Consider the following 20,019-nt stretch of genomic DNA (forward strand, 5'->3'; position numbering starts at 1 on the left):
CGTGCCGCTTTCAACACATGCCGGCAGTTAGTCTTAATCCGAGGCTGACCGGACACTCCACGGGGCCGTCGAGACCGGCCCGGCTTCAGGCGAGCGAGAGACCTATGAGCGCACCCCCGATTTTCCTTGGCCTCATCGGCGCCGGCATCATGGGCGAGCGCATGCTGCGCGCCGCGCTCGACCAGCCCGCGACGGCACTTCGCGTCGCCGGCATCTGGGACCCTTCCACCGAGGCGATGGCGCGAATCGTGGCGGCCCTGCCGGTCGTCCAGCAGCAGCCCGATACTGCGGCGCTGATCGCGGCGAGCGACTGCGTCTACATTGCCTCGCCGCCCTCTTCCCATCTCGGCCATGCGCGCGCTGCGTTGGCCGCAGGCAAGGCGGTGTTCTGCGAGAAGCCGTTGGCGGTCGATGTCGAGGATGCGCGGGCTTTCGTCGGCGAGGCCGGCGATCGCGGCGCGGTGAACTTCCCCTTCGCCTCCTCGCCTGCGGTCGCGCGTTTGCGGGAATGGATCGACGCGGGCGTGATCGGCACGCCTCAGCACGTCTCGATCGAGGTCGCCTTCGCGAGCTGGCCGCGCTCCTGGCAGGTCGATGCCGCCGGCTGGCTCGACCGCACCGCGCAGGGCGGCTTCACCCGCGAGGTCGTCTCGCATTTCCTGTTCCTGACCCGCCGCATCGCCGGGCCTTTCGCCGGGCTTGCCGCCAAGGCGGCCTATCCCGAAGCCGGCAAGAGCGAGCGCCGGATCGAGGCGTCGCTGACCGCGGGCGCCCTGCCCGTCACCCTGACCGGCAGCGTCGGTACGACCACGAAGGACGACCATAACGTCTGGACGCTGGAAGGCGACAAGGGCGCGATCCGGCTCTGCGACTGGTCGCGGGCCGAGCGCCGCCTTCCCGATGGCAGCTGGGAAGCCGATCCGGAGGCGCTCTCCCAGAACGAGGCACGCCCGCTGGCGCTGCGGCGCCAGCTCGAAGGCGTCGCGAAGCTGACCCGCGGCGAGCCACATCACCTCGCGACTTTGCGCGAAGCGTTCGATGTGCAGGAAATCGTCGAGACGATCCTGAAAAGCGCCTGACGCGCGAACGGATCGTTTTCGGGAAGAGCCACCCTTGTCATTCCGGGGCGCGCCGCAGGCGCGAACCCGGAACCCACGACGGGGCGAGACATTCGATGCCGCCTTGTAGGCCTCTCGCCCGGTCGTGGGTTCCGGGTTCTTCGCTACGCAAAGCCCCGGAATGACAAGAGTGGCCTTGGAAACTGCCCGGATGGCATAAATTTGCGGCAGATCGGCCCAAAAACCCTTCTTCAGGATAATTCTACTCTAGCTTGCAGATAATTCGAAAAAACCGACTACCCATTGTGAATTGAGCCGAAACCCACCTGTAGCGTAAAATCCCTGTTCGAAAGACCGAACGGGGATGGGCGTTATCGTGGCAGTTCTCAACGTCATCGATCGACAAGGCCGGAGCCATGAACTCGAAGCCGTGGAAGGCTGGCGGGTCATGGAAATCCTGCGCGACTACAAGGTCGGCATCGAGGGCGTCTGCGGCGGTTCCTGCGATTGCGGTACCTGCCATGTCATCGTCGCGCAGGAATGGGCCGGGAAGCTGCCCGAGCCGCGCGACGAGGAGATCGACGCGCTCGACGAATTGCCGCTGATCGAGGCTACCTCGCGCCTCTCCTGCCAGATCATCTGGGCTGACGATCTCGACGGGCTGACCCTGACGCTGGCGGAGGCCGCGTGATGGCCGCCCCAGCGAAACGCGTTCCCCTGCCGGCGATCCTCCTCGCCAACGACCTGCTCGACGGCGATGTCGTCTTCGCCTTCATCGACGGCGCTGATCCACTGGCCTGGACCCGCGACCCTGCGCTCGCGCTGGTCGCGGCCGACGATGCGGCGGCCGACCGGCTCGAAGCCTTCGCCGCCACTGAGCTGCGCGGCAACAAGGTCGTCGACGCCTATCTCGTCGATGTCGCCATCGAGAGCGGCAGTCCGGTTCCCCGCCATTTCCGCGAGCGCTTCAAGACGCTCGGCCCCAGTAATCGTCCCGATCTCGGCAAGCAGGCCGGTGAAGGCATCGCCTCCGCGCCGAAGGGCTGATTTCCATGTATCGTTACGATGAATTCGACGAGCGTTTCGTCCGGGAGCGGGTGGCCCAGTTCACCGATCAGGTCGCACGCCGTCTCGACGGCTCGCTGACCGAGGACGAGTTCAAGCCGCTCCGCCTCAAGAACGGCGTCTATCTCCAGCTCCACGCCTATATGCTGCGCATCGCCGTGCCCTATGGCACGCTGAATTCGCGCCAGCTGCGCCAGCTCGCGCTGATCGGCGAGCGCTATGACCGCGGCTACGGCCATTTCACCACGCGCCAGAACCTGCAGTTCAACTGGCCGAAGCTGCGCGACGTGCCTGAAATCCTCGGCCTGCTCGCCGATGTCGAGATGCATTGCATCCAGACCTCGGGCAACTGCATCCGCAATGTCACGGCCGACCATTTCGCCGGCGTTGCGCAGGACGAAATCGAGGACCCGCGCCCGACAGCCGAACTGATCCGGCAATGGTCCTCGGCCCATCCCGAATTCAGCTACCTGCCGCGCAAGTTCAAGATTGCGGTGACCGGCGCCGAAGCCGACCGGGCGGTGATCAAGGCCCACGATATCGGCCTGCGCCTGCGTCGGCACCCCGACACGCATGAGACCTGCTACGAGATCAGCGTCGGCGGCGGGCTCGGCCGCACGCCGATGATCGGCAAGGTCGTGCGCGACTACCTGCCGAAGAAGGACCTGCTCGCCTATCTCGAGGCGATCATGCGGGTCTATAATCTCGAGGGCCGGCGCGACAACAAGTACAAGGCGCGCGTCAAGATCCTCGTCCACGAGATCGGCGCCGAGGAGTTCACGCGCCGCGTCGAGGCCGAGTTCGCCCTGCTCGACGGCCCCTCGATCAATGCCGATCCGGAAGAGGTCGCGCGCATCGCCGCCTATTTCGCGCCGCCGCGCTATGACGTGCTGCCGGCCGTCAGCAACACGCTGGAAGCGGCCAAGGCGGCGAACCCGGCCTTCGCCCGCTGGGTCGAGGTCAACACGGTCCCGCACAAGGCGCCGGGCTATACGGCGCTGACGATCTCGCTGAAGCCGGCCGGACAGGCGCCGGGCGACGCGACCAGCGAGCAGATGCGCCGCGTCGCCGATCTGGCCGAGCGCTATTCCTTCGACGAATTGCGCGTCACCCATGCGCAGAACCTCGTGCTGCCGCATGTTCGCCAGCGCGACCTCTACGCGATCTGGCAGGCCCTCGGCGAAGCCGGGCTCGCGACCGCCAATGTCGGGCTCGTCACCGACATCATCGCCTGCCCCGGCCTCGATTATTGCGCGCTGGCGACGGCGCGCTCGATCCCGATCGCGCAGGCGATCCAGAGCCGCTTCGCGGATGAGGCCCGCCAGCGCGAGATCGGACCGCTCGGCATCAAGATCTCCGGCTGCATCAATGCCTGCGGCCACCACCATGTCGGCCATATCGGCATTCTCGGCCTGGAGAAGCGCGGCATCGAATCCTACCAGATCACGCTCGGTGGCGACGCCACCGAGAATGCCGCGATCGGCGAGATTCTGGGCCCCGGCCTCGCCGCCGAGGAGGTGCCGGACGCGATCGAGCGGATCATCGGCGTTTATCTCGCCGCCCGCAGCGAGGGCGAGAGCTTCATCGACAATGTCCGCCGCATCGGCCTCGCGCCCTTCAAGGCCGCATTCCAGGAGACCGCCCGTGCCGCTGCTTGACCGGAACGGAAACGCCGAGGACCGCTGGACCCGCAGCGAGGGAGCGGGAATCGGCAACATCCCGGCCGCGCTCGTGCCCTGGGAGGTGCTCGTCGAGGCGCTCGATACGCAGGAGCCCGCGCAGGTGATCGGCGTGCTGATCCCCAACAACGTGCCCTTCGCCGAGCTCGCGCCCTTCCTGCCGCGGCTGGCGCTCGTCGCCATCGCCTTCCCGGCCTATGCGGACGGGCGCGGCTTCAGCCTCGCCCGCCAGATCAAGCGTGCCGGCTTCGCAGGGGAAATCCGCGCCAGCGGCCCGCTGATCGCCGACCAGTTCGCCTATGCCCTCTCCTGCGGTTTCGACACGATCGAGTTGCCGGAGGCGAACGCGGCCCGCCAGCCGGTATCGCAATGGCTGCATGCCAAGGATTCGTTCAGCGCGACCTACCAGCGCGGCTATGGCGAAAGCGGCCGCAACGTCCTTGACCAGCGCCGGGCGGCGAGAGCCGCGGCGCCCATCGCAGCGGAGTGAGGCATGACGATCTCGACCGCGACACATGGCTCCATCGAACAGCCCCGCTCGACGCTGGGCATCGATGAGGATCGCCCCGACGCCGAGCTGGAGGCCCTGCTGCCCCGGTCGGCTGCGAGCGAGGCACGCGGGCGCTGGTTCGATCTCTGCTTTCGCCTTATCATCCTGGCACTGGCCGCGCTGTGGCTGCTGACGCCACCGGCGGACAACGAGCGCATCGCGGCAGACGAGAAGGCCGTAGCGACGACCCGATGACCGAAAGACAGCCCGAATCCACCGCGGCCCGCATCGAGCCGCTGGCGACGCTGCCGCTCTTCCACAAGCTGGTCGGGCGCAAGGTCGTGCTCGCCGGCGGGACCGAGGGCGCGCTGTGGAAGGCGGAGTTATTGGCGGCGACCGGGGCTGAGCTGCATATCTTCGCCGATGGCGCGGAGGCGCTGTTCGCAGGGCTGGCGCAGGGCGAAATCGGCCATCGCGTGCATGTGCACCACCGCGCCTGGCAGGCTGACGACCTCACCGATGCGGCGATAGCGGTCGCCGATCTTGATGACGCCAATGCGGTCCGGTCTTTCGTCGCGGCGGCGCGGCAGGCGGGCGTGCCCGTCAACATCGTCGACAAGCCGGAGCATTGCGATTTCGCCTTCGGCGCGCTGGTCAACCGCTCGCCGCTGATCGTCGCGGTCTCCACGGATGGTGCGGCTCCGGTCTTCGGGCAGGCGATCCGCACCAAGATCGAGGCGCTGTTGCCTGCCGGCTTGAAGAACTGGGCGCAGGCGGCTGCCGATTGGCGCCCGGCGGTGCAGGCCCGCGAGTTGCCCTTCGCGCTGCGCCGCAGCTTCTGGGAGCTCTTCGCCGGCAAGGCCATGGCCGAGCCGGAACGCACGCCGAACCCGGAAGATGAAGCGGAGCTTTTCGCGCGACTTGCCCAGATCGAAGCCGCGCATAACGGCAAGGGCCGCGTCACGCTGGTCGGCGCCGGGCCGGGCGATCCGGAACTGCTGACGCTGAAGGCGATCCGTGCGCTGCAGAGCGCCGACATCATTCTCTACGACGATCTCGTCTCGCCCGGCGTGCTCGAACTGGCGCGGCGCGAGGCCAAGCGCATGCTGGTCGGAAAGACCGGCTACGGCCCCTCGGTGAAGCAGGGCGACATCAATGCGCTGATCGTTTCGCTTGCTGCCCAAGGCAAACATGTCGTGCGGCTCAAAGGCGGCGATCCCGGCATCTTCGGCCGTGCCGGCGAGGAGATCGAGGCCTGCCAGGCGGCCGGCGTGCCCGTAGCGATCGTGCCCGGCATATCGGCGGCGCAGGGCGCGGCCGCCTCGCTCGGCCTGTCGCTGACCCATCGCGACCATGCACGGCGCCTGCAATTCGTCACCGGCCATTCGCGCAAGGGCGAACTGCCGGATGATCTCGACTGGCGCGCCATGGCTGATCCCGCTGCCTCGACCGTGATCTATATGGCGCGGGCCACCCTGCCCGGCTTCCGCGAGCGCGCCATCGCTGCGGGTCTCGACCCGCAGACGCCGGCCGTCGCCGTGCTCGCCGCCACGCGCCCTGACGAGCAGCGCGTCGCCGCGACCATCGCCGACCTGCCGGAACGACTCGGCGAATTGCCGACGAACGGCCCCGTCCTCGTCCTGCTCGGCCATGCCTTCGGCCCAGCCCTTTCCGCCGCGAATCCGGCGGAAGATCGTCGCCGCGCCTGACTGTGGCCCGGCTTCGTTGCCGGGTGGAACGTCATCGCCGGAGATGCGTTTTCTCCTCCGGCACCCCAATTTGGAAAGCGCTGTTTGCGCTAAGTCATTGAGGCGCAGACGATAATTCAGTACGTTTCGTTTGTTTTTAAGAATGGGTCGATGCCTCATCCGAGCCTCGCCGTGAACCAACGGAGCCCTGACATGACGCGACCCGTTTACAGCCGCCTCCTCCGGGCCGGGCTGGTTCTGGGAGCCTTCACGCTCTGCTTTGGCGTCGTCGCCGGGGCCCGCGCCCAGACCGAGCTCCTCAACGTCTCCTATGACCCGACCCGCGAGCTCTATCGCGAGATCAACGCGGCCTTCATCGCCGAATGGAACGCCAAGAATCCCGACAGGAAGATCGCGACGATCCGCCAGTCGCATGGCGGTTCCGGCGCGCAGGCCCGCACCGTGATCGACGGGCTCAACGCCGATGTCGTGACGCTGGCGCTGGCCGGCGATATCGACGCGGTCGCCGAGCGCTCGAAAAAGCTGCCGCTCGACTGGCAGAAGCGCCTGCCGCATAATTCCTCGCCCTATACCTCGACGATCGTCTTCCTCGTCCGCAAGGGTAACCCGAAGGCGATCAAGGACTGGGGCGACCTGGTGAAGCCCGGCGTGCAGATCATCACGCCGAACCCGAAGACCTCGGGCGGGGCGCGCTGGAACTATCTCGCCGCCTGGGCCTATGCCGAGAAGGCCTTCAACAAGGACGAGGCGAAGGTGCGCGACTACATCGCCAAGCTCCTTACCAATGTCCCGGTGCTCGACACCGGCGCGCGCGGCGCGACCACGACCTTCACCCAGCGCGGCATCGGCGACGTCTTCCTGTCCTGGGAGAACGAGGCCTTCCTTGCACTCAAGGAATTCGGCGCCGACAAGTTCGACATCGTCGTGCCGAGCCTGTCGATCCTGGCCGAACCGCCGGTCACGCTGGTCGATGCCAATGTCGATGCCAAGAAGACCCGCGAGCAGGCGCAGGCCTATCTCGATTTCCTCTACACGCCGAAGGGCCAGGCGATCATCGCCAAGAACTTCTATCGTCCGCGCAACCCGGAGGCGGCCGAGGCGAAGGACATCGCCAATTTCCCGAAGGTCGATCTCGTGACGATCGACGACGTGTTCGGCGGCTGGAAGAAGGCCCAGCCGACCCATTTCGGCGATGGCGGCACCTTCGACCAGCTCTACAAGCCAGCGCGCTGAGGACCTGTCCATGACGGCGGCGACGACGACCTTCCGATGGCGTGAGCCGAGCATCCTGCCCGGCTTCGGGTTGGCGCTCGGCATCACCGTGACGGCGTTGTCGCTGATCGTGCTGATTCCGCTGGCCGCACTCTTCCTGAAGGCTGCCAGCGCCGGCCCCGCCGATATCTGGGCGGTGGCGACCTCACCACGGACGTTGGCCGCGCTGAAGCTCTCCTTCACCGCCGCGCTGTTCGCGGCGCTCGTCAACGCCGTTTTCGGGTTGATCCTGGCCTGGGTGCTGGTGCGCTATGAATTTCCCGGACGGCGCCTGATCGATGCCGCCGTCGACCTGCCCTTCGCCCTGCCGACGGCGGTCGCCGGCATCTCGCTGGCGGCGATCTATGCGCCGAACGGCTGGGTCGGCTCGCTCTTGGCACCGCTCGCCTTCAAGCTGACCACCCCCTTCACCGATCTCTCCTTCGGCTTCGACGGCAAGGTCGCCTATACGCCCCTCGGCGTGATGGTGGCGCTGATCTTCATCGGCCTGCCCTTCGTCGTGCGCACCGTCCAGCCCGTGCTGGAAGAGTTGCAGAGCGATGTCGAGGAAGCCGCGGCCCTGCTCGGCGCCAGCCGCGTGCGGACGATCTTCCGGGTTATCCTGCCGCCGGTCCTGCCGGCGCTGATGACCGGCTTCGTGCTCGCCTTCGCGCGGGCGGTCGGGGAATACGGCTCGGTGATCTTCATCGCCGGCAACGTGCCGATGATCTCCGAGATCGCCCCGCTGCTGATCGTGATCCGGCTGGAGCAGTTCGACTATGCGGGCGCAGCCGTGGTGGCGACGATGATGCTGCTGATCTCGTTTGCGCTGATCCTCGCCGGCAACCTGATCCAGGCCCGCGCCCGCCGGAGGTTCGGCGATGTCTGACGCGACCCTGCCCTCCGCTGCCACAGCCGCGCCGACACGCAGCCCCAGCCGTGCGCGCGGCGAGAGCCCCGTCGTTCAGTTCGTGTTGATCGCGGTTTCCCTCGCCTTCCTGCTGCTCTTCCTGCTGCTGCCGCTGGTCACGGTCTTCATCGAGGCCGCCGCCAAGGGCTGGGAAGCCTATCGTGCCGCGATCACCGAACCCGATGCGCTGGCAGCGATCCGGTTGACCTTGCTCGTCGCCGCGATCGCGGTGCCGTTCAATATCGTCGTCGGCATCGCCGCGGCCTGGGCCGTCGCCAAGTTCGAGTTCCGCGGCAAGAACCTGCTGATCAGCCTGATCGACCTGCCCTTCTCGGTCTCGCCGGTGATCTCGGGCCTCGTCTTCGTGCTGCTCTTCGGAGCGCAGGGCTATCTCGGGCCGTGGCTGCAGGCAAACGATCTCAAGATCGTCTTCGCCCTGCCGGGCCTGATCCTCGCCACCGTCTTCGTCACCTTCCCTTTCGTGGCACGCGAACTGATCCCGCATATGCAGTCGCTGGGGTCATCCGACGAAGAGGCGGCGCTGACGCTCGGCGCCTCGCCCTGGCGCGTCTTCTTCTGCGTGACGCTGCCGAACGTGAAATGGAGCCTGTTCTACGGCGTCCTGCTCTGCAACGCCCGCGCAATGGGCGAATTCGGGGCCGTCGCGGTCGTCTCGGGCAAGATCCGGGGCCTGACCAACACCATGCCGCTGCATATCGAGATCCTCTACAACGAGTACATGGGCGCGGCCGCCTTCGCGGTGGCCTCGCTGCTGGCGGGGCTGGCGCTGATCACCCTCGTGCTCAAGACCCTGCTGGAATGGCACTATGGCGATGTGATCGCCGCCAGCCGCCGTCACTGACCCACAGACGAAGGATTTCTCGCCATGTCGGTCGCCGTTACCATCGAGACCATCGAAAAGCGCTTCGACAACTTCCCGGCGCTGCGGGGCGTCTCGCTCGATATCCAGCCGGGGGAACTGGTGGCGCTGCTCGGCCCCTCGGGCTCGGGCAAGACCACGCTTTTGCGCCTGATCGCCGGGCTGGAGGAGGCCGATCGCGGCCGCGTGCTGTTCGGCGAAACCGATACGCGCAACCTCTCGCTGCGCGACCGCCGCATCGGCTTCGTCTTCCAGCAATATGCGTTGTTCAAGACGATGAACGTCGCCGAGAATATCGGCTTCGGCTTGAAGTCCCGGCCACGCCACGAGCGCCCGAGCAACGACGAAATCCGCAAGCGTGTCAGAGACTTGCTCGAACTCGTTCAGTTGCCGGGGCTGGAGAAGCGCTATCCGAGCCAGCTTTCGGGCGGCCAGCGCCAGCGTGTCGCGCTCGCCCGCGCGCTCGCCATCGAGCCGCGCGTCCTGCTGCTCGACGAGCCCTTCGGCGCGCTCGACGCCAAGGTCCGCAAGGACCTGCGCGCCTGGCTGCGCGAATTGCATGGCCGCACCGGGCACACCACCGTCTTCGTCACCCACGATCAGGAAGAGGCGCTGGAGCTGGCCGACCGCGTCGCCATCCTGAACGAGGGCCGCATCGAGCAGGTCGGCTCGGCCGACGATGTCTACGACCACCCGGCGACGCCCTTCATCTGCGAGTTCCTGGGCGAGGTGAACAAGCTACCTGTCAAGGTGGTGGGCAGCCAGGCCTTCTTCGGCGACCGGCCGGTGCTGGGCGGATTGTCACAGAACCAGGGCGGCCCGGCCTCGCTCTATGTCCGGCCGCAGCATCTGCGCATCGTCGACGAGACGCCATTGGCCCTGCCCGGCACGGTCGAGCACCTGCGCCGCAACGGGCCCATCCGCAGGGCCGAAGTCGCGGTCGAAGGGCTGAAGAAGCGGCTCGAGGTCGATCTCGCCAGCCAGGTCGCCCCCGCGATCGGCGAGCGCATCCGGCTGCGCATCACGCATGGCAACCTGTTCGCCGCCGCCTGACCCCGCAATTTCGCGCATCGCGGCCTGCGAAAACCGGATTCCCCTTTCCGGCCCGATGCCATAGCCTCCCGGGCGAATCCGGCCGCCATCTCGGCAGCCGGCGCTCGATCCGGACGGGAGATCGCCATGAAAGCACGCGCGAAATGGGTTGATGGCATGGCCTTCATGGGCGAGTCCGGCAGCGGACACGCCATGATCATGGACGGCGCGCCGGAATATGGCGGGCGCAATCTCGGCATCCGCCCGATGGAAATGCTGCTGATCGGGCTCGCCGGCTGCACGGCTTTCGATGTCGTCGGGATGATCAAGAAGGGCCGCGAGAACATCACCGGCTGCGAGGTCGATGTCGAGGCCGAGCGCGCCACGACCGACCCCAAGGTCTTCACCAAGATCCACCTCGCCTACCGCATCACCGGCAAGGGCCTGTCTCATGCCAAGGCGGAGCGGGCCGTCACATTGTCGAAGGAAAAGTACTGTTCGGCTTCGATCATGCTCGGGGCGACCGCCGAGATGAGCTACAGCCTCGAAGTGATCGACGAATTGCACAAGGAAGCCGCTGAATGAGCCGGGCTGAATTCGCCGGACTGATCACGCCGGACGCGCTCGCCGCGCGGCTCGGCGACGAGAACCTCGTCATCATCGATATCCGCACCACTGCCGACGGTGCGAAGGCGGCCTTCGAGGCCGGCCATGTCCCCGGTGCGGTCCATTCCGACTATGCCGCCGATGGCTGGCGCGCGAGGATCGGCAATGCGCCCGGAATGCTGCCCCCGCTCGACCATCTCGCCGCGCTCGCCGGGCGGCTCGGCATCAAGCCGCATGACGACGTCGTCATCGTCCCGGCCGGCACGGCCGCCACCGATTTCGCCGCGGCGGCGCGGGTCTACTGGACGCTGAAGTTCATCGGCCATGGCCAGCAGGCGATCCTCGACGGTGGCTTCAAGGCCTGGACGGCCGATCCGAAGCGCCCGGTCGCAACTGGTGCCTCGGCTCCGAAGAGCGCAGCCCCCTATCCGGTCGTGGCGCAGCAGGGCCTGCGCAGCACCGCGGATTCGACCCTCGTTGCCTCCCGAAGCAAGCAGGCGAGCCTCGTCGATGCGCGCGGCCCCAGCTATTTCGAAGGCCGCGAGAAATCGGCGGAAGCCGCGCGGGCCGGCCATATCCCCGGCGCGATCCAGCGCGACTATGCCGGCGCCTTCGAACCCGGCAACGGCAAGCTCAAGGCCGCCAGTGAGTTGGAACAGCTCTTCGCGGTCGTACCGCAGGGACCGGTCGTCTCCTATTGCAATACCGGCCACTCGGCAGCGGCGAACTGGTTCGTGCTGTCGGAGGTGCTCGGCCGTGACGAGGTCGCGCTCTATGACGGCTCGATGACCGACTGGACACAGGATCCGGACCGCCCGGTCGCGACCGGCAAGGCGGCCTGATCGCGCTTTCGATTGCAAATCAGCTTGAAAAGGTTCAAAGGAAGCGCCGATCGCGTGCCCTGACGCGCGGCGCTTCCTGACATTCTGAACCGAGCCATCAGCCGATGAACGCCGTCGCGCCGAAAATCTCCTTCGTTTCGCTGGGCTGCCCCAAGGCGCTGGTCGATTCCGAACGGATCATCACCTCGCTGCGCTCCGAGGGCTACGAGCTCTCCAAGAGCCATGCCGGAGCCGACCTCGTCATCGTCAACACCTGCGGCTTCCTCGACTCAGCCAAGGCGGAGTCGCTGGAGGCGATCGGCTCGGCCATGGCCGAGAACGGCAAGGTCATCGTCACCGGCTGCATGGGCGCCGAGCCCGAGCAGATCCGTGACGTCTTCCCGAACGTGCTCGCGATCACCGGCCCGCAGGCCTATGAGAGCGTCGTCTCGGCCGTGCATCAGGCGGTGCCGCCGAAGCACGACCCCTTCGTCGATCTCGTGCCCGACCAGGGCGTGAAGCTGACGCCGCGGCACTATGCCTATCTCAAGATTTCAGAGGGTTGCAACAACCGCTGCACCTTCTGCATCATCCCGAAGCTGCGCGGCGACCTCGTCTCGCGACCGATCGGCGACGTGCTGCGCGAGGCCGAGAAGCTGGCCAAGGCCGGCGTCAAGGAACTGCTGGTGATCTCGCAGGACACCAGCGCCTACGGGCTCGACATCAAGTATGCGCCCTCGATGTTCAGGGATCGCGAGATCCGCACCCGCTTCTTCGAGCTCGCCAAGGAACTTGGTCAGATGGGGATGTGGGTGCGCCTGCACTATGTCTATCCCTATCCGCATGTCGACGAGGTGATCCCGCTGATGCAGGAAGGGCTCGTGCTGCCCTATCTCGACATCCCGTTCCAGCATGCCTCGCCGAACGTCCTCAAGGCGATGAAGCGCCCGGCCCATCAGGACCGCACGCTCGACCGCATCCGCAAATGGCGCGACATCTGCCCGGACCTCGCCATCCGCTCGACCTTCATCGTCGGCTTCCCCGGCGAGACCGAAGAGGACATGGACATCCTCGTCGACTGGCTGAAGGAAGCGAAGCTGGAGCGCGTCGGCGCGTTCAAGTACGAGCCGGTGAAGGGCGCGCCAGCCAACGATCTCGGCCTCGCCCTCGTCCCGGAAGAGGTGAAGGAAGCCCGCTGGCACCGCTTCATGAAGGCGCAGGCGGAAATCTCCACCCGCATCGTCAAGGGCCGCGTCGGCAAGCGTATCCAGGTCATCATCGACGAGGCCGGACCGACGGTCGCCAAGGGCCGCTCGAAATGGGACGCGCCGGAGATCGACGGCAATGTCTATGTCGCGAGCCGCCGGCCTCTGCGCGCCGGCGACATCGTTACTGTGAAGATCGAGCGTGCCGACGCCTACGACCTCCACGGCGTGGCTGTCTGAGCGAAACGTTCGTCAGTTCCTGAACTCGCAGATCCGGCGGATGACGCGGCCGTTGCGGTCACGCACGCTGTGGAGATTGTCGCCACAGCTTTCGGCGGTCACGACCGGAGGGGGCGGCTCGCGGCGAGGCGGTTCGTTGCAGGCGTAGGTCGTGCAGTTGGCTCCGCCGGCCTTGGCCGCGCCCCGGGCCTGCATACGCTCGTGATCCTGCAGGCGAATGGCGAAGACGGAGTTGTCGTTCTGCCCACCAGAGCTGTCGCTACCGCCGCCGCCGTTGCCGTTGCCTCCACCCTGCTGAGCCAGGGCGACGCCCGAGAGGGTGAGGGTCGCAAAGAGAAAACCGACGATCTGAAACCTGTTGGCCATGACGTCACCTCGAAGGGTTGTCAGCATCTCCTGCTGATACCCATTCGTCGCGGCGCCATGCCTGCAGGTTCACGAACCCACAAAAAATGCGCCCGGGAGCCCGGGCGCATCGCGTGAATGTCGTTCGACGTCATGCCGCTCAAGCCCGGATATGACGAGCTTTGGAAAGCGAGCTCAGGGAATCAGCACCGTCGAGCCCGTGGTGCCGCGCGACTCCAGCAGGCGGTGCGCGTCGGCCGCATCCTTCAACGGGAAGGTCGCGTTGACCGGCACCTTGACCTTGCCGCTCGTCACAGCTTCGAACAGATTCTTCGCCATCGCGATCATGGTCTCGCGCTTGGCCGTGTGGGTGTTGAGCGTCGGACGGGTGACATAGAGCGAGCCCTTGGCCGCGAGGATGCCGAGATTGAAGGCCTCGACCGCACCCGAAGCGTTGCCGAAGCTCGCCAGCAGGCCGAAGGGCTTCAGCGTGTCCAGCGACTTCATGAAGGTGTCCTTGCCGACGCCGTCATAGACCACATCGCAGAGCGCGCCGCCGGTGATCTCCTTCACCCGTGCCGCGAAATCCTCCTCGCGGTAGTTGATGACGTGATCGGCGCCATGCGCCTTGGCGAGTTCGGCCTTCTCCTTCGAGCCGACGGTGCCGATCACGGTCGCGCCGAGCGCCTTGCCCCATTGGCAGAGAATAAGGCCGGTCGCGCCGGCCGCGGCATGGACGAGGATCGTGTCGCCCGGCTTCACCTTGTAGGTCCGGTGCAGCAGGTATTCGGCCGTCAGCCCCTTGAGCAGCATGCTGGCGGCGGCCTCGTAGGAAATCCCCTCGGGCAGCGCCACGACGGAAGCCGCCGGCACGATACGCTCCTCGGCATAGGCGCCGAGGCCTGCGACCACCGCGACGCGGTCACCGGGCTTGAATTCGGTGACATTGGGGCCGACGGCGAGCACGTCGCCGGCGCTCTCGTTGCCCAGCGTGAAGGGCAGTTGCGGCGCCGGGTAAAGGCCGGAGCGGAAATAGGTATCGATGAAATTCAGGCCGATCGCCCGATTGCGGATCAGGATTTCGCCGGGACCCGGCTGCGGCAGGGTGACGTCCTCGAACTGCAGAACCTCGGGGCCGCCGGTCTTGTGGGCGCGAATGGCTTTGACCATGAAAGGCATCTCCTACGGATGGATGCCCCGACCATAATTCATCGTGCCGGAAAGGCATCCGTGCCCAACGCAGAACGCACCTTGCGACTTTGCGGCCCGTGGCCAAGACGCCGCGCATCGGCTAGCCAAGAGCGATGAGCACGGACATTGCCGATCAGGTCGATATCGCCATCGTGGGCGCCGGCGCCGTAGGCTTGGCGGCCGCGCTGGCGCTAAGCCGCGAAGGGCGTAGCGTCGCCTTGCTCGGCCCGGTTGCGACGCCGCGCGACGGGCGCACGGTCGCCCTGCTCGACGGCTCCTGGCGGATGCTGGCCGAGCTCGGCGTGCAGGAAGCCTTGCTGGAGAAGGCCGCGCCGCTCGAGGTCATGCGCCTCGTCGATGACAGCGGCAGCCTGTTCCGCCAGCCGCCGGTCGAGTTCCGGGCCTCCGAGATCGGGCTCGAGGCCTTCGGCTGGAATATCGAGAACGCCGACCTGACCGCGCTCCTCGCCGAGAAAGCGAATACGCTGGCCGGCTTGCGCATGATCCCCGGCTTCGTCCGGGCCATCGAGCCGGAAGCGGATGGCGTGCGCCTTTCCGGCGAAGGCTTCGCACCGCTGAAGGCCCGGCTCGTCGTCGGCGCGGACGGGCGCAACTCGCAGGTGCGCGCGGCGGCCGGCATCGAAAGCCGCGACTGGCGCTATCCGCAGGTCGCGCTGACCGCGATCTTCGAGCACGCCCGAGACCATCGGGAAACCTCGACCGAGTTCCACACGCGCAAAGGCCCCTGCACGATCGTGCCCCTGCCCGGCCGGCGCTCCTCGCTGGTCTGGCTCGTCGATCCCGAGGAGGCTCCGGCTCTCATCGCGCTCGATGATGCGGCCTTCGCTCTGCGGGTCGAGCGACAGGTGCAGTCGCTGCTGGGCGCGATGACGGTCTCGGGCCCGCGCGGCAAGGTGCCGATGGGCGGACTTTCGGTCGAGCGTTTCGGCGCCGGCCGCATGGCGCTGATCGGCGAGGCCGCGCATGTCTTCCCGCCGATCGGCGCGCAGGGGCTCAATCTCGGCCTGCGCGACGTCGCGGCACTGAGCGAGGCACTGGCAGGTGCCACGGATGCCGGCGCGGCGAGCATCATCGCCGACTACGACGGCGCGCGTCAGGCCGATGTCCGGCTGCGCACCGGCGCTGTCGACATGCTCAACCGCACGCTGCTGACCGACATGCTGCCGGCCGACCTGATGCGCGGCGCCGGCCTGCTGGTACTGTCGCGGATCGGCCCGCTGCGGCGCCTCGTGATGCGGCAGGGGCTCGCGGGAGGCGCGTCACGTTAGACGCTGGTCGGCATTCGATCACGACTACGTCGAACGATTGTCATTCCGGGGCGCACCGCAGGTGCGAACCCGGAACCCACGACCGGGTGAGACATTCGGCGCCGGGTTGCGAGCCGCTCGCCCAGTCGTGGGTTCCGGGTTCGCTCCGCGAAGCCCCGGAATGACAACCGTTCGTCAGCCCTTGCCTAGCACCTTCTGTGTATCCGCTCCGCTCGCCGCAACCTTCCGCAACCCTGCCGCCTGCTCACGGAAGACCGGCGCCAGCGGCAACGGCGTCGAGACGAGGCGCCGGCCACCGGGCTCCTCGACCTGCGCATCGAGCAGGCCGCGCGCCGACATCTGCGGGTCGGAGACCGCCTCCTCCAGCGTCCGCACCACCGTGCAGCAGCAATCGAGCGGCTCGACCAGCGCGCGCCAATAGGCGGCGCTCTCGCTGGCGATGATGGCGGCGATGCCGGCCCGCGTCGCTTCGGGGTCGCGGCGGTCGTCGCGCAGCCTCTCGTCGAGGCCGATGCCTTCGCAGAAGCTCTGCCAGAATTTCGGTTCGATCGCGCCGACCGCGAGGAACCAGCCATCGGCGGTGGCATAGAGCCCGTAGCGCGGGCTTGCGCCGGTCAGCAGGCCCTCGCCGCCATCGGGAAAGGAGCCGGTCACCTGCCCCTGTGCCAGCCCATACCAGGCGAAGGTCGGCATCGCATCGGCCATGGCGATGTCGAGATGGCAGCCTTGGCCCGTCCGGTCGCGCTGGCGCAAGGCCAGCAGGATGTTGAGCACCGCCGGCATGGTGCCGCCAGCGATGTCGGCGACGAGCGGCGGCGGCAAAGGCGGCGGCTCGCCGCGCTTGAGCGACTGGCCGAGCAGACCGCCGAGCGCCTGATAGTTGATGTCGTGCCCGGCCTCCTGCGCCCGCGGGCCATGCTGGCCATAGCCGCTGATCGAGCAATAGATCAGGCGCGGATTGATCGCCTTCAGCGCCTCATGGCCGAAACCGAGCCGCTCCATCACGCCCGGCCGGAACTGCTCGATCAGGATATCCGCCTTCGCGATCAGCGGGGTCAGCCGTGCGAGCGCGTCAGGCGCCTTCAAGTCAAGCTCGACCGAGTCCTTGCCGCGATTGAGCACCGCGAAGGGCGCCGCCGTCTCGCCGAAACGCGGCGGAAAACCGCGCATGTCCTCGCCGCCCGGCCGCTCGATCTTGATGACGCGCGCGCCGACCTCGGAGAGGAAGAGGCTCGCCAGAGGGCCGGGCAGGAGCGTCGAGAAATCGAGGACCAGCAGGTCGTCCAGCGGCAGCATCCGGATTCCTATCGCGCGGGCCGATTTGGAAGGTTCCTCAGCCCTCATCCTGAAGAGCCCTGTCGTCAGACAGGGCGTCTCGAAGGATGTTCCAGGAGGCTCCGGAAGCATCTGGAGCATCCTTCGAGGCGGCCCTCGCGGGCCTCCTCAGGATGAGGGCTTGCTTTTCCAAACAGGCTCTCAATGAAACAGATCAGCCGCTATCCTGCCCGTCTTCACCAGCCACAGGAAGCCCGAGAGCGTGACCATCGAGACGATGGTGCCGACGAGGATACAGGCCGAGGCGCGCTCGACCCCGACCTTGTATTGCGTCGAGATGACGAAGATGTTCAGCGCCGGCGGCAGCGCCGCCATGATGATCGCGGCGTAGATCCAGTTTGTCGGGATGCCGCCGACGGCCGAGAGCAGCACCCAGACCAAAAGCGGGTGCAGCAGGAGCTTGACGAAGACCAGTGCCGGGACGCCGGCCGGCATCCGCTTCATCGGGCGTAGCGCCACGGTGACGCCGAGCAGGAAGAGCGCGCAGGGCGCCGCAGCCTGCGACAGCCACAAAACCATCCGGTCGAGCGCCACCGGTAGTTCGAACTTGAGATAGCTCGCGAGCACACCGGCCAGCGTCGCGACGTTGAACGGATGGGTCAGCACGCGCCAGACCACCTCGCCGGCGGTGGCGAGCAGGCTCTTCTTCTCGACGCCGGCAACCGCCATCAGCAACGGCACGAGCGAGAACAGCAGGACGCTGTCGAAGACGAAGATCAGGACGACCGGCGCGCTCGCCTCGGGCCCCAGCGCCGCCAGGATCAAGGGCGGGCCCATATAGCCGATATTGGAATAGGCCCCGGCGACGCCTTGCATCACCGCCTGCGGCAGGTCGCCCTTGGCAGCCTTCAACCCGATCGCCAGCGACAGGCTGAAAGCACAGAAGGTGGCGAAGGTCGTGCCGGCGATGAACTTCCAGTTGGCGAGCTCGCTCAGCGGCTTGTCGGCGATCAGGCGGTAGAACAGTGGCGGCAGCGCGACATAGATCAGGAAGAACTGCAGCCAGGCGAGCCCTTCCTCCGGCAACTGCTTGTAACGGCCGATCGCGAATCCCAGCAGGATCAGCCCGAAGAACGGCGCGACCAGATTGAAGATGCTGAGGAGGTCGGCCATCGGTGGCGTTTTCGTCCTGCGATGAAGGCGCCCGCTTTCGACCCGAACCCGGCAGACATCTGCATCTAGCGCATGGCTCGGAGGCGGCAAGGGCTTTTGCTGCGTGCTTGCCCTCCCTCGGCGCAACGAAGGGACGAGATACCTAGGAAATATTCCCCATCAACGCCCATAGGATTAATGGCCTAGGCATTCCAGCCTACCTGCCGCCGAAAGAACCATGGACGGCGCGTGTGGTCTCGGCCACAGTCGCTGCATTGCAGCATGGAGCCGCCGATGACGACCAGGACGCCGCGCCAGTTCTTCCGCCCGCTCGCGATCGGCGCGCCTGAGCCTTTCCGCGAATTGCCGCTGCGGCTCGAGCGGATGATCCATTTCGTTCCGCCGCATCTGGAGAAGGTCCGTGCCAAGGTCGGCGAGCTCGCCGGACAGGTCGATATCGTGCTCGGCAATCTCGAGGATGCGATCCCGGTCGAGGCCAAGCAGGCGGCACGCGACGGCTTCATCACCATGGGCAAGGCGGTCGATTTCGGCAAGACCGGCCTGTGGACACGCGTCAATGCACTGAATTCGCCGTGGTTCCTCGACGATATCACCGCGATCATGGGCGAGATCGGCGGCAAGCTCGATGTGGTCATGGTGCCGAAGGTCGAGGGGCCCTGGGACATCCACTATGTCGACCAACTCCTTGCCCAGTTCGAGGCGCGCCACCTCTTGAGCAAGCCGATCCTGATCCACGCCATCCTGGAGACGGCCGAAGGCGTCAAGAATGTCGAGGCGATCGCCACCGCCTCGCCGCGCATGCACGGCATGAGCCTCGGCCCGGCCGATCTCGCCGCCTCGCGCGCCATGAAGACCACCCGCGTCGGCGGCGGGCATCCCGAGTACAAGGTGATCGCCGACCCCTCCCCCGATGGCGGATCTCGCGCCGTGGCGCAGCAGGATCTCTGGCACTACACGCTCGCCAAGATGGTCGATGCCTGCGCCTCGGCCGGAATCAAGCCGTTCTACGGCCCCTTCGGCGATTTCGCCGACGAGGCGGCCTGCGAGGCGCAGTTCCGCAACGCCTTCCTGCTCGGTTGTGCCGGGGCCTGGACGCTGCACCCCTCGCAGATCGGGATCGCCAAGCGCGTCTTCAGCCCCGACCCGGCCGAGGTCGGCTTCGCCAAGCGGATTCTGGAGGCGATGCCGGACGGCTCCGGCGCCGTGATGATCGACGGCAAGATGCAGGACGACGCCACCTGGAAGCAGGCGAAGGTGATCGTAGACCTCGCCGCCCAGGTCGCCGCACGGGACCCGGATATGGCGCAGCGCTACGGAATGTGATGGGACAAACGGTCTCAATCGATTGATTTCGACGCATTTAGGACGCATTGCTTAAGCAAGGCGGCAAGACCTAAGCCGGCGGTGCATCGGCCGGCGCAAGATGGATCTGTCATGGAAGCGCGTTCGGCCAAGTTCAGGATCGGGCAGGTGGTGAAGCACCGCATCTACCCGTTCCGTGGCGTGATCTTCGACGTCGACCCGGTCTTCTCGAACACCGAGGAGTGGTGGATGGCGATTCCGGAAGCCATGCGCCCGTCGAAGGACCAGCCCTTCTACCACCTCTTCGCCGAGAACGAGGAGGCCGAATATGTCGCCTATGTCTCCGAGCAGAACCTCGTCGACGACGATTCCGGCGCGCCCGTGCGCCATCCCCGCGCCAAGGAATTCTTCCGCCGCGACCGCAAGGGCCGCTACAAGCTGGACCGCGCCGATCTGAACTGAGCTCGGCGGTCTTTCGTAACCCAAGATTGTCATTCC

Annotated in this window: 21 protein-coding genes; 17 read left to right on the forward strand and 4 right to left on the reverse strand. The window is 66.7% G+C overall.

Features of this window, described 5'->3' with window-relative positions; genetic code table 11:
• Nucleotides 1–104 precede the first annotated feature (104 nt).
• The 14 genes from ACODTJ_RS05930 (at nucleotide 105) to rimO (ending at nucleotide 12,946) form a co-directional block, all read left to right on the forward strand.
• Entirely contained in the window at nucleotides 105–1,079 is a 975-nt protein-coding gene (locus ACODTJ_RS05930; RefSeq protein ID WP_454657055.1) for a Gfo/Idh/MocA family protein, read from the forward strand.
• Between the two features lie 355 nt (nucleotides 1,080–1,434).
• Nucleotides 1,435–1,749, forward strand: a complete 315-nt coding sequence (locus ACODTJ_RS05935) for a 2Fe-2S iron-sulfur cluster-binding protein (protein ID WP_257732935.1) — start codon at nucleotides 1,435–1,437, stop codon at nucleotides 1,747–1,749.
• Complete coding sequence (locus ACODTJ_RS05940; protein ID WP_454657056.1) at nucleotides 1,749–2,105, forward strand: DUF2849 domain-containing protein; 357 nt, start codon at nucleotides 1,749–1,751, stop codon at nucleotides 2,103–2,105. Before ACODTJ_RS05935 ends, ACODTJ_RS05940 begins: the two co-directional genes overlap by 1 nt.
• A 5-nt stretch (nucleotides 2,106–2,110) precedes the next feature.
• Complete coding sequence (locus ACODTJ_RS05945; RefSeq protein WP_454657057.1) at nucleotides 2,111–3,781, forward strand: nitrite/sulfite reductase; 1,671 nt, start codon at nucleotides 2,111–2,113, stop codon at nucleotides 3,779–3,781.
• The gene (locus ACODTJ_RS05950; RefSeq protein ID WP_454657058.1) at nucleotides 3,768–4,292 is read left to right on the forward strand and encodes a DUF934 domain-containing protein; all 525 of its coding nucleotides are present in this window, start codon (nucleotides 3,768–3,770) and stop codon (nucleotides 4,290–4,292) included. Before ACODTJ_RS05945 ends, ACODTJ_RS05950 begins: the two co-directional genes overlap by 14 nt.
• Nucleotides 4,293–4,295: 3 nt before the next feature.
• Nucleotides 4,296–4,547 (forward strand): hypothetical protein, encoded by a 252-nt coding sequence (locus ACODTJ_RS05955; protein WP_454657059.1) that lies wholly within the window; start codon nucleotides 4,296–4,298, stop codon nucleotides 4,545–4,547.
• Nucleotides 4,544–6,001 carry a siroheme synthase CysG gene (gene cysG, locus ACODTJ_RS05960; RefSeq protein ID WP_454657060.1) on the forward strand — a complete coding sequence of 486 codons (1,458 nt, stop codon included), beginning with the start codon at nucleotides 4,544–4,546 and terminating at the stop codon, nucleotides 5,999–6,001. Before ACODTJ_RS05955 ends, cysG begins: the two co-directional genes overlap by 4 nt.
• 192 nt (nucleotides 6,002–6,193) lie before the next feature.
• Nucleotides 6,194–7,234: a sulfate ABC transporter substrate-binding protein gene (locus tag ACODTJ_RS05965; protein ID WP_454657061.1), complete on the forward strand. Its 1,041-nt coding sequence runs from the start codon at nucleotides 6,194–6,196 to the stop codon at nucleotides 7,232–7,234.
• Between the two features lie 10 nt (nucleotides 7,235–7,244).
• Complete coding sequence (cysT, locus tag ACODTJ_RS05970) at nucleotides 7,245–8,141, forward strand: sulfate ABC transporter permease subunit CysT (RefSeq protein WP_454657062.1); 897 nt, start codon at nucleotides 7,245–7,247, stop codon at nucleotides 8,139–8,141.
• Entirely contained in the window at nucleotides 8,134–9,024 is an 891-nt protein-coding gene (gene cysW, locus ACODTJ_RS05975) for a sulfate ABC transporter permease subunit CysW (RefSeq protein WP_454657063.1), read from the forward strand. Before cysT ends, cysW begins: the two co-directional genes overlap by 8 nt.
• A 24-nt stretch (nucleotides 9,025–9,048) precedes the next feature.
• Nucleotides 9,049–10,095 (forward strand): sulfate/molybdate ABC transporter ATP-binding protein, encoded by a 1,047-nt coding sequence (locus ACODTJ_RS05980; RefSeq protein WP_454657064.1) that lies wholly within the window; start codon nucleotides 9,049–9,051, stop codon nucleotides 10,093–10,095.
• Between the two features lie 126 nt (nucleotides 10,096–10,221).
• Complete coding sequence (locus ACODTJ_RS05985) at nucleotides 10,222–10,659, forward strand: OsmC family protein (protein WP_400506786.1); 438 nt, start codon at nucleotides 10,222–10,224, stop codon at nucleotides 10,657–10,659.
• On the forward strand, nucleotides 10,656–11,522 hold the full coding sequence (locus ACODTJ_RS05990; RefSeq protein ID WP_454657065.1) for a sulfurtransferase: 867 nt from the start codon (nucleotides 10,656–10,658) through the stop codon (nucleotides 11,520–11,522). Before ACODTJ_RS05985 ends, ACODTJ_RS05990 begins: the two co-directional genes overlap by 4 nt.
• A 104-nt stretch (nucleotides 11,523–11,626) precedes the next feature.
• Nucleotides 11,627–12,946 (forward strand): 30S ribosomal protein S12 methylthiotransferase RimO, encoded by a 1,320-nt coding sequence (rimO, locus tag ACODTJ_RS05995; RefSeq protein WP_454657066.1) that lies wholly within the window; start codon nucleotides 11,627–11,629, stop codon nucleotides 12,944–12,946.
• 12 nt (nucleotides 12,947–12,958) lie between these two features.
• On the opposite strand, the gene ACODTJ_RS06000 is transcribed toward rimO, so the two are convergent.
• Nucleotides 12,959–13,339 (reverse strand): hypothetical protein, encoded by a 381-nt coding sequence (locus ACODTJ_RS06000; protein ID WP_488847863.1) that lies wholly within the window; start codon nucleotides 13,337–13,339, stop codon nucleotides 12,959–12,961.
• 147 nt (nucleotides 13,340–13,486) lie between these two features.
• Complete coding sequence (locus ACODTJ_RS06005; RefSeq protein ID WP_454657068.1) at nucleotides 13,487–14,461, reverse strand: quinone oxidoreductase family protein; 975 nt, start codon at nucleotides 14,459–14,461, stop codon at nucleotides 13,487–13,489.
• A gap of 134 nt (nucleotides 14,462–14,595) precedes the next feature.
• On the opposite strand from ACODTJ_RS06005, the gene ACODTJ_RS06010 reads away from it, so the two are divergent.
• A complete protein-coding gene (locus tag ACODTJ_RS06010) occupies nucleotides 14,596–15,771 on the forward strand; it encodes a UbiH/UbiF family hydroxylase (protein ID WP_454657069.1) in 1,176 nt (391 codons plus the stop codon).
• Between the two features lie 174 nt (nucleotides 15,772–15,945).
• Here ACODTJ_RS06010 and ACODTJ_RS06015 read toward each other — a convergent pair whose 3' ends face one another.
• Both ACODTJ_RS06015 and ACODTJ_RS06020 read right to left on the reverse strand, forming a co-directional pair.
• Nucleotides 15,946–17,067 (reverse strand): CaiB/BaiF CoA transferase family protein, encoded by a 1,122-nt coding sequence (locus tag ACODTJ_RS06015; RefSeq protein ID WP_454657070.1) that lies wholly within the window; start codon nucleotides 17,065–17,067, stop codon nucleotides 15,946–15,948.
• Between the two features lie 180 nt (nucleotides 17,068–17,247).
• On the reverse strand, nucleotides 17,248–18,219 hold the full coding sequence (locus ACODTJ_RS06020) for an AEC family transporter (protein WP_454657071.1): 972 nt from the start codon (nucleotides 18,217–18,219) through the stop codon (nucleotides 17,248–17,250).
• A 273-nt stretch (nucleotides 18,220–18,492) separates the two neighbouring features.
• Here ACODTJ_RS06020 and ACODTJ_RS06025 point away from each other — a divergent pair, with 273 nt between their 5' ends.
• Nucleotides 18,493–19,542 (forward strand): HpcH/HpaI aldolase/citrate lyase family protein, encoded by a 1,050-nt coding sequence (locus ACODTJ_RS06025; protein ID WP_454657072.1) that lies wholly within the window; start codon nucleotides 18,493–18,495, stop codon nucleotides 19,540–19,542.
• A 111-nt stretch (nucleotides 19,543–19,653) separates the two neighbouring features.
• Nucleotides 19,654–19,983 (forward strand): heat shock protein HspQ, encoded by a 330-nt coding sequence (gene hspQ, locus ACODTJ_RS06030; protein WP_454657073.1) that lies wholly within the window; start codon nucleotides 19,654–19,656, stop codon nucleotides 19,981–19,983.
• Nucleotides 19,984–20,019: the final 36 nt, after the last annotated feature.

The organism is Allobosea sp. FG18 (assembly GCF_057809495.1).

Coding starts and splice junctions, on each gene's coding strand:
- hspQ (WP_454657073.1), top strand. CDS start 19,654: ATGGAAGCGCGTTCGGCCAAGTTCAGGATCGGGCAGGTGGTGAAGCAC.
- ACODTJ_RS05955 (WP_454657059.1), top strand. CDS start 4,296: ATGACGATCTCGACCGCGACACATGGCTCCATCGAACAGCCCCGCTCG.
- ACODTJ_RS06010 (WP_454657069.1), top strand. CDS start 14,596: ATGAGCACGGACATTGCCGATCAGGTCGATATCGCCATCGTGGGCGCC.
- ACODTJ_RS05980 (WP_454657064.1), top strand. CDS start 9,049: ATGTCGGTCGCCGTTACCATCGAGACCATCGAAAAGCGCTTCGACAAC.
- ACODTJ_RS05930 (WP_454657055.1), top strand. CDS start 105: ATGAGCGCACCCCCGATTTTCCTTGGCCTCATCGGCGCCGGCATCATG.
- ACODTJ_RS06000 (WP_488847863.1), bottom strand. CDS start 13,339: ATGCTGACAACCCTTCGAGGTGACGTCATGGCCAACAGGTTTCAGATC.
- cysG (WP_454657060.1), top strand. CDS start 4,544: ATGACCGAAAGACAGCCCGAATCCACCGCGGCCCGCATCGAGCCGCTG.
- ACODTJ_RS06020 (WP_454657071.1), bottom strand. CDS start 18,219: ATGGCCGACCTCCTCAGCATCTTCAATCTGGTCGCGCCGTTCTTCGGG.
- rimO (WP_454657066.1), top strand. CDS start 11,627: ATGAACGCCGTCGCGCCGAAAATCTCCTTCGTTTCGCTGGGCTGCCCC.
- ACODTJ_RS05985 (WP_400506786.1), top strand. CDS start 10,222: ATGAAAGCACGCGCGAAATGGGTTGATGGCATGGCCTTCATGGGCGAG.
- ACODTJ_RS05965 (WP_454657061.1), top strand. CDS start 6,194: ATGACGCGACCCGTTTACAGCCGCCTCCTCCGGGCCGGGCTGGTTCTG.
- ACODTJ_RS05990 (WP_454657065.1), top strand. CDS start 10,656: ATGAGCCGGGCTGAATTCGCCGGACTGATCACGCCGGACGCGCTCGCC.
- ACODTJ_RS05940 (WP_454657056.1), top strand. CDS start 1,749: ATGGCCGCCCCAGCGAAACGCGTTCCCCTGCCGGCGATCCTCCTCGCC.
- ACODTJ_RS06015 (WP_454657070.1), bottom strand. CDS start 17,067: ATGCTGCCGCTGGACGACCTGCTGGTCCTCGATTTCTCGACGCTCCTG.
- cysW (WP_454657063.1), top strand. CDS start 8,134: ATGTCTGACGCGACCCTGCCCTCCGCTGCCACAGCCGCGCCGACACGC.
- ACODTJ_RS06025 (WP_454657072.1), top strand. CDS start 18,493: ATGACGACCAGGACGCCGCGCCAGTTCTTCCGCCCGCTCGCGATCGGC.
- ACODTJ_RS05945 (WP_454657057.1), top strand. CDS start 2,111: ATGTATCGTTACGATGAATTCGACGAGCGTTTCGTCCGGGAGCGGGTG.
- ACODTJ_RS06005 (WP_454657068.1), bottom strand. CDS start 14,461: ATGGTCAAAGCCATTCGCGCCCACAAGACCGGCGGCCCCGAGGTTCTG.
- cysT (WP_454657062.1), top strand. CDS start 7,245: ATGACGGCGGCGACGACGACCTTCCGATGGCGTGAGCCGAGCATCCTG.